The organism is Pseudoduganella sp. RAF53_2, from assembly GCF_052113985.1.
Lineage (GTDB): Bacteria > Pseudomonadota > Gammaproteobacteria > Burkholderiales > Burkholderiaceae_D > Rugamonas.
Window position 1 is genome coordinate 1 of record NZ_JBFRDW010000178.1, and the last position, 9,393, is coordinate 9,393.

At 65.3% G+C, this 9,393-nt stretch carries 10 protein-coding genes and 1 pseudogene; 4 read left to right on the forward strand and 7 right to left on the reverse strand.

The annotated features are described in order from the left end of the window. The 6 genes from AB4Z11_RS12685 to mrtJ form a co-directional block, all read right to left on the reverse strand. Positions 1–515 (reverse strand): protein-disulfide reductase DsbD domain-containing protein (locus tag AB4Z11_RS12685; RefSeq protein WP_442025608.1); only part of this gene is annotated, 515 nt, incomplete at its 3' end. After that, positions 512–1,405 (reverse strand): FAD:protein FMN transferase, encoded by an 894-nt coding sequence (locus AB4Z11_RS12690; protein WP_442025609.1) that lies wholly within the window; start codon positions 1,403–1,405, stop codon positions 512–514. The genes AB4Z11_RS12685 and AB4Z11_RS12690, both read right to left, overlap by 4 nt. Beyond that, positions 1,402–2,532 carry a DUF3570 domain-containing protein gene (locus AB4Z11_RS12695; protein ID WP_442025610.1) on the reverse strand — a complete coding sequence of 377 codons (1,131 nt, stop codon included), beginning with the start codon at positions 2,530–2,532 and terminating at the stop codon, positions 1,402–1,404. Before AB4Z11_RS12695 ends, AB4Z11_RS12690 begins: the two co-directional genes overlap by 4 nt. An 11-nt stretch (positions 2,533–2,543) precedes the next feature. Further along, complete coding sequence (locus AB4Z11_RS12700; protein WP_442025611.1) at positions 2,544–2,765, reverse strand: DUF4266 domain-containing protein; 222 nt, start codon at positions 2,763–2,765, stop codon at positions 2,544–2,546. Further along, positions 2,762–5,416, reverse strand: a complete 2,655-nt coding sequence (locus tag AB4Z11_RS12705) for a choice-of-anchor D domain-containing protein (RefSeq protein ID WP_442025612.1) — start codon at positions 5,414–5,416, stop codon at positions 2,762–2,764. The genes AB4Z11_RS12700 and AB4Z11_RS12705 overlap by 4 nt, the downstream gene beginning before the upstream one ends. Before the next feature lie 16 nt (positions 5,417–5,432). Beyond that, on the reverse strand, positions 5,433–5,771 hold the full coding sequence (mrtJ, locus tag AB4Z11_RS12710; protein WP_442025613.1) for a JDVT-CTERM system glutamic-type intramembrane protease MrtJ: 339 nt from the start codon (positions 5,769–5,771) through the stop codon (positions 5,433–5,435). Between the two features lie 142 nt (positions 5,772–5,913). Here mrtJ and AB4Z11_RS12715 point away from each other — a divergent pair, with 142 nt between their 5' ends. Genes AB4Z11_RS12715 through AB4Z11_RS12730 form a run of 4 tightly spaced genes read left to right on the forward strand, consistent with a single transcriptional unit; the run spans position 5,914 to position 9,084 of the window. Continuing rightward, positions 5,914–6,489 (forward strand): RNA polymerase sigma factor, encoded by a 576-nt coding sequence (locus AB4Z11_RS12715; protein WP_442025614.1) that lies wholly within the window; start codon positions 5,914–5,916, stop codon positions 6,487–6,489. Further along, the gene (locus tag AB4Z11_RS12720) at positions 6,486–7,142 is read left to right on the forward strand and encodes a zf-HC2 domain-containing protein (protein ID WP_442025615.1); all 657 of its coding nucleotides are present in this window, start codon (positions 6,486–6,488) and stop codon (positions 7,140–7,142) included. The genes AB4Z11_RS12715 and AB4Z11_RS12720 overlap by 4 nt, the downstream gene beginning before the upstream one ends. Further along, complete coding sequence (locus AB4Z11_RS12725) at positions 7,139–8,413, forward strand: S8 family peptidase (RefSeq protein ID WP_442025616.1); 1,275 nt, start codon at positions 7,139–7,141, stop codon at positions 8,411–8,413. The genes AB4Z11_RS12720 and AB4Z11_RS12725 overlap by 4 nt, the downstream gene beginning before the upstream one ends. Beyond that, positions 8,365–9,084 (forward strand): TorF family putative porin, encoded by a 720-nt coding sequence (locus AB4Z11_RS12730; protein WP_442025617.1) that lies wholly within the window; start codon positions 8,365–8,367, stop codon positions 9,082–9,084. Before AB4Z11_RS12725 ends, AB4Z11_RS12730 begins: the two co-directional genes overlap by 49 nt. Before the next feature lies 1 nt (position 9,085). Here AB4Z11_RS12730 and AB4Z11_RS12735 read toward each other — a convergent pair. Further along, positions 9,086–9,393: pseudogene (locus AB4Z11_RS12735) on the reverse strand (hypothetical protein); the annotation flags it as partial.

Sequence of the window (9,393 nt, forward strand, 5' to 3'; positions counted from 1 at the left end):
CCCGCACCTCGGGCAGGCGCGGTACCGGCGCCGGTGTTGGCGGCGGATGCAAGGGTGCTGGCCGTCGTGGGGGCGGCGTCGCTTGCTCGCGCGGTGAGGGCGCCTGGAGCGGTGGGGTTGACGGTGAACGTGCGCGCTACTGGCGGGTAGCACAGGCCCGCGTCCGCGCAACCCTGGTAGCCCACTGTGAGCTCGAACGGCGCGGCACTCGACACCGGCACGCTGACGTCGAGCGCAGAGTAATAAGTCTCCATCTCCTTGCCGAAATTCTCGTCATACTTGCGCTGGCCAGTTGGCAGCTTCGGCTGCGTCACGCCCGGACCAGTGAAGGACAGGCGTTCGCGATACAGGTGATAGCCCGGCGGCATTGCCCAATGCAGCGACACGATATGAGCATCGCGCAATTCTGCCCTGAGCACGAACGCTTGCTCTGGCGGCAGAAAATCGTCCGCCAGCGCGGAAGGCAGCCATGCCGCGAGCAGCAGCGCGCATAGCCAGTGAAAGATCGACTTCATGGAGTTCTCCGAAAAATGCGGCCTTCGTTGTCGATGGGCAGATAGCCCATGCCGGAGCGCTCGAGAAAATCGAGCCCGTCTTCCTCCAGCAGCATGGCCGTCGTTGTGCAGCTGCCTGCGGTGATGGCCAGCGGTGCGACGACGCTGATCGAGCGCCAGTACGACACCGGCATGCCGTTCAGTGGATTCAGCACATGGCAGTAGCGCCGTCCATTCACTTCAATAAACCGTTCATAATCGCCGCTGGTCGCCAGTGCGCCGCGTCCCAGCGGAATACTGGCGACAGTGGCGGACATATCTCGCGGGTCCTGAATGCCGATGTCCCAGGCCTCGCCATCCGAGCGTGGTCCGAGAAAGCGCATATCCCCGCCCAGATTCACATAACCGTGTTGGACGCGCAGCCCAGCCAGCACCTCGGCCGCGCGGTCCACCGCATACTCCTTGCCGAAGCCGCCCAGATCCAGCTCCATGCCGCGCAGGGGCAGAAAGATGGAATGCCCGTGGCGCACAACTTTGTTCCAGCCCACCAGCGGCAGGACCGCGTCCAGCGCGCCATCCTGTGGCATGATCCCGTGGCGAAAATCCCAGACCTGGCGCAGCACGCCGGACGTGATATCGAAGCGCCCCTCGCTGGCGGCGTAAAGCGTGTCCGCATAGCCCAGCAAGGCAAGCGTTTCATCGTCGCACTCCACTTCGTGCGAGCCTGCCGCTGTGTTGATGCGGCCAATCACGCTGTCGGCGCGGTAGCGCGAATATTTGCTTTCGATGCGGCGCACTTCATCGATCGCCTGGGTGGCCTTGGCGCGCGCAGCGTCGGTGTGGGCTGCCGCGATGCGGATCTCGCAGCGGCTGCCCATGGCGGAAAAAGCGGCAGTGTAGGTATCGTTCACCACAATCGTGTAAAGCCAATTTGCAGACTGGTGGCGCGCAGCGGCGCCAGGCCTGGGCTGCCGTCGCCGAATGCGCGCCAGGAGCCGCGTTGCTCGTAGCGTTCCACCTTCAAGTCCACGCTCCAGTCCTTGCCGATTTGTTTGGCGACCTTGACGCCCGCCGTAATCGCACCAAACGCCGACAAGCGCTGGTCCGCCGAAGTAAAGGCCGTGCCGCCGAACACATAACCGGGCGGGAAGGGCGCACCGAATTTGGCGTCGTACACAGGATCGAAGTAGAAATCGGCGGCGCGTTGCGAATACAGGCGCAGGGTGGGCGTGATGGTCCAGCCATGCGACAGCGACTGCACCCATTCCGCCGACAGCGTGTGTGCACTGATGCCAAAGCTGTCGTGGTAGTAGCGGTAGCTCAGGCGGCTGGTGGCATCGCGCTCGATGAAGCGGTGATTCCACTGAAGGAGCACGGTATCCTGATCGCGGCCGCGCGGCCGGTTGTCGACCAGCTTGTAGGGATCGGAGTAGTAACCGTGGCCGCTGCTGTGCGTGTAGGTGGCCTGGCCGATATCGACCGGCGTGAACACGCGCGTCACGCCTGCGAGGATGCTCAGTGTTTGCCGGCCTTCGTTCACCACCAGATTGTTGACGGGATTGATGGTGTCGTCCGAACCGCCGATGCCCAGCGCCCAGGTCGTGTTCTTGTCTTCACTGACCAGCGTTCCTTGCAGCGACAGGGCGCGCGAGCGGTAATCATGCTCGGTGGAGAAGGCCGCGCCCACGCTGACCGTGCCGCGCGACAGATAGCGGGTGATTGTCACGTCGCCTGCCTTGCGCAAATCGTCCATCTGTGACGCGCCGGAAATGGCCGTGTGATAGCGTGGCGACGCACCGGAGACATCGTCCACGGTGGCACTGCCCGCAATCGACCATTCGCCTGCCACAGGCGTCATGATGGAAACGGAGGGCGAATGTACGCGCACGCGGTCGAGTCCCGGTTGGTCTTCCTTGTAATACAGGTATTTGACGCTGATGGCGCCGCGCTCCGGCGGCGATTCGGCGTGGGCCAGGCCCGGCAGCAGCATGGCCGCTGCCAGCAGGGCTTGGCCTACGGGGGGTTTGTTATTCTCCATGGTGTTCCCTGTCAGTTGCAGCCGCAGCCGCCGCCACCGACGGCGCTGCCGCCGGAGGCAGCTTCCTTGCTGGCGTAAATGTGTTCATTGAAGCGGGTTTCGAGGGCGTCGCCCTGGATCAGCATGTCCGGGCGCGCCAGTTCACCTCTTTCCCAAGGCTGCACCGGCGGCAGCGCGCAGCCGGACAGCGCGGCAACAGCGCCGCACAGCGTAATGACGATGCGGGCCTTCATTTGATCGCTCCCAATGCCGCCTTGATGCGGCTTTCCAGCGCCTCACGATCGGCGGGACGGAAGCCGCTGTGCTCATACAGCACCTTGCCGTCCGGGCCAATCAGCACGCTGCTTGGCATGCCCTTGATGCCATAAGTGCGCGGCGCGGTGCCGCTTGGGTCGAAGGCGATCACGAAGCGTGCGGGCGTGTCGGCGAGGAAGCTGCGCGCGTCTTCGGCTTTGGCGTCGACATTGATGCCGACAATCTGCAAGCCCTGGCCGCCGTAGCGCGCCTGCATTTCATTCATCCAGGGGAAGGACTGCCGGCACGGCCCGCACCAGGAAGCCCAGAAATCGATGTACACCAGTTTGCCGTGGTACTGGTCCAGATTCACGGAGCCGGCAGGGCCGCTCAGCGCGAAGGTTGGCGCAGGCTTGCCTGGCTCCAGCGCGGAAGCGGGGGAGGGCAAGGCCAGTACGGCGCAGGCTGCGACGGCTGCCAGCGTGCCGGCGACGGCCACGGCGCGGGCAGCGCCGTGCTGCGTAGCGCGTGCCTTGCGGCGGCGCCAGAACAGCACACCTGCTGCGAGCACTACCAATACGGCAAGCATGGGATCGTTGCCGTTCTGCGCAGCGGAGCATCCACCACCGCCGCGGTTTTGGACCAGGCCATTGTTGACAGGGGCTGCTGCGAAGCCCTGGCCGCTGAGGGCGATGGTCCAACTTGCGCCCGTGGCTTGCAACGTCACAGTGCCGCTAACGTTGCCGGTGGTGGATGGGGTGAAGCGCACAGGCAGGTCGCACGAGGCGCCGGCTGCGAGTGTCAGCGGGAAGGCGCCGCAGGCATTGCTGTCGCTGCTGGCTGCAAACGGGCCGCTGAAAGTTGCGCTATTAATGATCAGAGCTGCGCTGCCGGTATTGGTCAGCGTGAAGCGTTTGACGGGGCCGGCGTCGCCGACATTGGCGCTGCTGAAGTCGAAGGATTGCGGGTTGACCGTGAGCGACGGCGTGGTCACCGGAACTGCCACGCCGCTGCCGTTCAGGCGCACGCTGAGCTGCGCGCCGCCATCGGTCATCAGGACCAGGTCTGCGGTGCGCGCGCCAGCTGCCGTGGGCTTGAAAGCCGAGATGATGGTGCAGCTGGCGCCGGGGCTGACGGTGCCGTTGACGGCGCAACTGCCTGCCAGCGTGAAGTCGGCGGGATTGCTGCCGCTCAGTACCAGCGAGGAAATCTTGAGCGCCGCATTGCCGTTGTTGCTCAGTGTCGTGGTGTGGGTGGCTGCCTGCTGGCCTACTTGCGTGTCGGCGAAGGCAACCGGGCTGGTATCGGACAGCACCGGGCGCGCTACCGCTGCCGTGGTGCCTGAACCGGTGATGCCTACCGACAGGTCAGGCGCATTGGAACGCACCAGCAAGGTTGCCGCCGCATTGCCTTCCGCTGTGGGCGCGAAGGCCAGCGGCACATTGCAGCTGGCCGCTACAGCCAGCGTGCCGCCGCAGCCGCCGCTGCCGATCGTAATGCTGGCCGCGCCGCTGACGGCGATGCTGCTGAAGGTCACGGGCACATTGCCGCGATTGGTGATGCTCACGTTTTGCGTTGCCGCACCGGCCCCGACGGTCTGGGCGCCGAATGCCACCGCCGTTGGATTGGCTGCCAATGCCGGCGCCGGTGCGCTCGCGCTGCCCGACAGGCCAATCGCCACCGCGCCATTGCTGGCGTTGGACGCCAGATTCAGACTGCCGGCAAACGGGCCGGCGGCCGTTGGCGTCGCCACCACAGTGACCGTGCAGCTGCCGCCCGCCGCCACCGGTGCAGATACAGCGCAGCTGCCGTCCAGTGTGAAGATGCCCGCATTGGCGCCGGACAGGCTGATGCCGCTGAAATTCAGCGGCGCCTGGCCCGCATTATTGACAGTGATGGTTTGCAGCGGCGATGCGGCGCCCGTTACCAGCGCGCCGAAATTGAGCGCGTTGGCGGAAACCGCGAGAGTCGCCGTCGGCGTGGCATTGCCTGTGCCGCTCAAGGAGACGCTGCTGCTGCCACCGGTCGCGTTATGGCCGATGTTCAGCGCCGCGCTGCGCGCGCCGCCCGCGGTGGGATGGAACACCAGTTGCACATTGCAGGTCGCGCCCGCGGCGACCGAGCCGCCCGCACTGCAATTACCGCCGCTGATGACGAAATCTCCGGCATTGGCGCCGCCCACGCCGACCGCGCTGATGTTCAGCACCGCATTGCCGGTGTTGGTGAGCGTGGTGCTGAGGGCAGCRCTGTCCTGTCCGACCGTGGTGCCGGCGAAGGTCAAGGTGGTGGGCGCCAGCGAGGCCGCCGGCGCGGCCGTCAYGTTTGGATTGCCGATAAAGGCTGCCAGGTCCGCGATTTCGGCGGACGAAAATTTGCCGTTGAAGAGAGAACCCATGCCGCCCAGGTTGGCGGCGAAAGCGTTGCTGATGACAGTCGGATTATTGGCTGCCCGGAGGATGCCGTTGACGTTATTGGCAGGCGTCGGACCGTGGCAGGAGGCGCAAGCGGTGCCGCCGGACACAGGCCCGTTCAGGTACAGGCTCTTGCCGTTCAGTGCATCGGCTGCTTGTGCGACGGGCGCCAGGGACAGCACGGCCCAAAGTCCGGCGGCGAGCAGTCCACCGCGGCGGGGCATTCGAATTCGGTTCATCGCTTCTCCATTCAATTTAAGATCCACAAACACTGATCGCGCAGGCGTTGCACAGCGCGTGTATCAGGGCGCATAGCCGCCAGTCCCGCCAGCGCTGGTAAGCTATCCCGAACAGCAAGCCGGGCGAGAACACCAGCGCTGCCGCTATCAGACCCGACCCCATATGCAGGGCACTGAAGGCGGCAGCGCTTCCGAACAGCGCCGGGAGGGGAGAAAAGCGCCGCAGAAGCCAGTCGTGCAAACCCGCACGCACAATCCATTCTTCTAGCAGGGGCGCCACGAGGAGGAGACGCACCAGGCCGGCCGGGTCCGGAAAAAGTAGGGCGGGGCCGCAGAAGAGGGTTGGGGCAAGCACTAGCTGAGCAATCTGTCAATGTTGTAACGGTCAATACCCGTCCGTGAAAAAATGGTTCAAAATTGAATGGAGAAATATTTTTTCGTTTCCGATGAACCTTTTTTCCTCAGCCGCGTATTCACGGCACCAGAGGAGAATTTGCATGCGGATTGGCGGGAGGGGTGTCGTGTCGGACGAGCTGGATGAGGGAGCGTTACTGCGGCGCATAGGCGGCGGGGACCGGCTCGCCTTCCAGGCCCTGTACCGCGCCTATTTTTCACGGCTGGCGCGGTTTTTGGACCGGATGACGCGTAATGTGCCGCTGATTGAGGAGGTCATCAACGACACCATGCTGGTGGTGTGGCAGAAGGCGAATACCTTCGATGGCAGCTGCAAGCTGTCCACCTGGATCTTCGGCATCGCCTACCGTCAGGCCCTGAAGGCGCTGCGCGGGCTGGATGAGCCGCTGGAGCCGCAGGAGGAAACCGTGGGCGAAGCGGGCACTGAGCCGGAACACGCCCTGGCTGCGCGCCAGCTGCAGAAAGGCGTCAGCCGCGCCCTGGATGCGCTGCCGATGGAGCAGCGCGTGGTCGTCAGCCTGACGTATTACCACGGCATGGCGTATCAGGAGATCGCCGACACCATGGGATGTCCGGTGAACACCGTGAAGACGCGCATGTTCCACGCAAAGCAAAGGCTGAAGGACATGCTGTCCGATCATATGGAAGAGATGCAATGAATACCCAACCCACAAAGACCGACACCGACCACCAGGCGCTGCAGGATCTGCTGCCCTGGTACGCCTCCGGTGCGCTGAACGAGGTGGAAGCGGGCCGCGTGCAGGATCACCTGCGCGGCTGCGCCGCCTGCCGCGAAGACCTGGCCTGGCAGCGCAAGCTGCTGGAAACCGAAGGTCCGCTGCCTGCCGGTCTGGACCCGGAACGCGCGCTGGCGCGGCTGATGCCGCAGCTGGACGAAGCGCCGGCTCCGATGCAGCCGCGGTCCGCCGTGCTGGCCGGCCTGGGCGCCCGCGTGCGCGCCTGGCTGGACGAAGCGCGCTGGCAGYGCTGGGCGCTGGCCGCGCAATTCGCCGTGATCGCCGTGCTGGCGGTGAAACTGCTGCCGGCGGATGAAGCCCCGGCTTATCAAGCGCTGGGTCACGGCCCGGCGTCCACGCCCGACGTGCTGGTGGTCTTCAGGGCCGATGCGCGGGTGCAGGACGTGCAGCGCATCCTGCAAGCCAACGGCGCCCAGATCATCGGCGGCCCGACGGTCACCGGCGCCTATATGCTGGATGTGGATGCCGACCATCAGAAGCAATTGCTGTCCGCATTGCGCGCCAACCCATCGGTGGAGCTGGCGGAATCGATGACGGCAGGGAGCCAGCCGTGAAACGCATCCTGGCATTCGCCTTATTCCTGCTTGCCGGCAGCGCCCTGGCGCAGCCGGGGCAGGACTTGCCGCAGGCGGGGCCTTTCGTCCCGCCCAAGGCGGAAGCGGCGGTGCCGGACACGGTCGAAATCCTGGTCATGCTGCATCTCCCGGCGCCGCACTTCCGCGCCGACAGCTACGGCAGCGCCAATTACCGTGAGGACGCCGGCCGGGCCGCCCGTCAGCGCATCGCCAGCGCCGTGGCGCAGGAATACAAGCTCGAATTGCTGGAAGACTGGGCCATGCCGGCGCTGAACGTGGACTGCTACCGTATGCGCCTGCCCGCCGGTAAAACCGCGGCGCCGGTGCTGGATGCGCTGTCGCGCGACGGCCGCGTGGAGTGGGCGCAGGAGATCCAGGGCTTCGTGGCGCAGGCCGGCAGCGATCCGCTGTACCGCGTGCAGCCCGCCGCCGGCCCCTGGCAGCTGGATGAAGTGCGCAAGGCGGCCACCGGCCGCAAGGTGACGGTGGCGGTGGTGGACAGCGGCATCGAGAGCAATCATCCCGACCTGCTCGGGCAGGTGTCGGTGGAAGAGAACTTTGTCGATGGCCAGAACTATGTGGCGGAGCTGCATGGCACCGCAGTGGCGGGCGTGATCGCAGCGCGCGCCGGCAATGGCGTCGGCATCGAAGGCGTGGCGCCGGATGCGCGCCTGATGGCCTTGCGCGCCTGCTGGCAGGCCGGCAGCGCGACCCGCTGCAACAGCTTCACCCTGGCCAAAGCCATGAATTTTGCCTTGTCGAACGGGGCGCAGATCATTAATCTCAGTCTGTCCGGCCCGCAGGACAGGCTGCTGCAGCAGCTGGTGGAAGTGGCCCAGGCGCGCGGCATCCGCGTGGTGGGTGCGGTCGACCCGGCCCGGCCCGACGGCGGCTTCCCGGCCAATACGCCGGGTGTGTTTGCCGTGGCCTCGGATGGCGCTCCGCCGCGCAATGGCATGCACGCCTTGCTGGCGCCGGGCCGCGATGTGCCGACCACCATGCCGGGTGGACGCTGGGGCGTAGTGTCCGGGACATCCTATGCCGCCGCCCACGTGTCCGGCATGCTGGCCCTGATTGGCGAGCTGAAGCCGGAGCTCGCGTCTGCCAAGCTGCGTGAAGGGATCGTCCTGAACGAAGGCAATGCACCGTTGACGGGAATAGATCTTTGCGCCACCATCATGCGCATTACAGGAAAATGTTCATGCGCATGCCAACCCAGCTCCACCAGCCGCTTCGCACGCTCGCCCTGAGCATCCTGCCCTGGCTGCTGGCGTCTGAAGCGCATGCGCAGTTAAGTGGCAGTGCCGGTATTCTTTCCAACTACATGTACCGCGGTGTCTCGCTCAGCGACGGCAGGGCCGCGGCGCGGCTGGCGCTGAATTACGATGGCGCGTCCGGCTGGTATGCGGGCGGGCAGGTGGTGACGGGCCAGCTGGCGATCGAATCGCATCGCAGCGCGCAATGGATAGGCTATGCGGGCTATGCGCATCGCATGGAGTCCGGCCTGTCGTGGGAGACGGGCGTGACGGCCTACGCCTTTCCCAGCAATTCCAGCTGGAGCTTTCGCGAGTTTTTTGTCGGCTTGTCCGGTGAAACGGTGAGCGCGCGGCTGCACTATGCGCCGAATTATCTGGGCTTCGGCGAGCGCACACTGTATGGCGAAGTGAATGGCGGCTGGTCGCTGGCGCCGCGCTTGCAGATGTTCTGGCATGGCGGCTATCTGTATTCCCACGACAGTTCCGAAATCAGCCGTCCCGAAGCGCGCATTGGGCTGGCGACTTCGCACCGGGGCTGGCAGGCGCAAGTCTCGCTGGACGTGGCGCGTCTGCGCAGCGGCGTGAGCACCGATATCTACGGCGTCACCACGCGCGAGCGCGAATGGCACCACGAAGTCGTGCTGTCGGTGGCACGCGCTTTCTGACTTATTTGCCGGCGCGGGCGGCGATGGCGCGGTTCAGGCGGTCCATCGTTTCGGCCGGTACGTCGCGGCTGCAGACCACATGGCGTTTCAGGCCGGGCGGCATGTCCGGATAATCCAGCAGGACCAGCGATTGCAGCGAGTTTTCCTTGTTGCGCAGATAGTTCCAGTCTTCGCGATCCACGAAGATGTAGGAGGCACGGCCTACCGCCAGCATGCGYAGCATGGCGCTGGTTTCCACCGTGCGGCGCATGATGTGATTGGCGCTGCTGGCGATCATTCCGTCCAGTTCCATGCCGTATGAAACGCCGT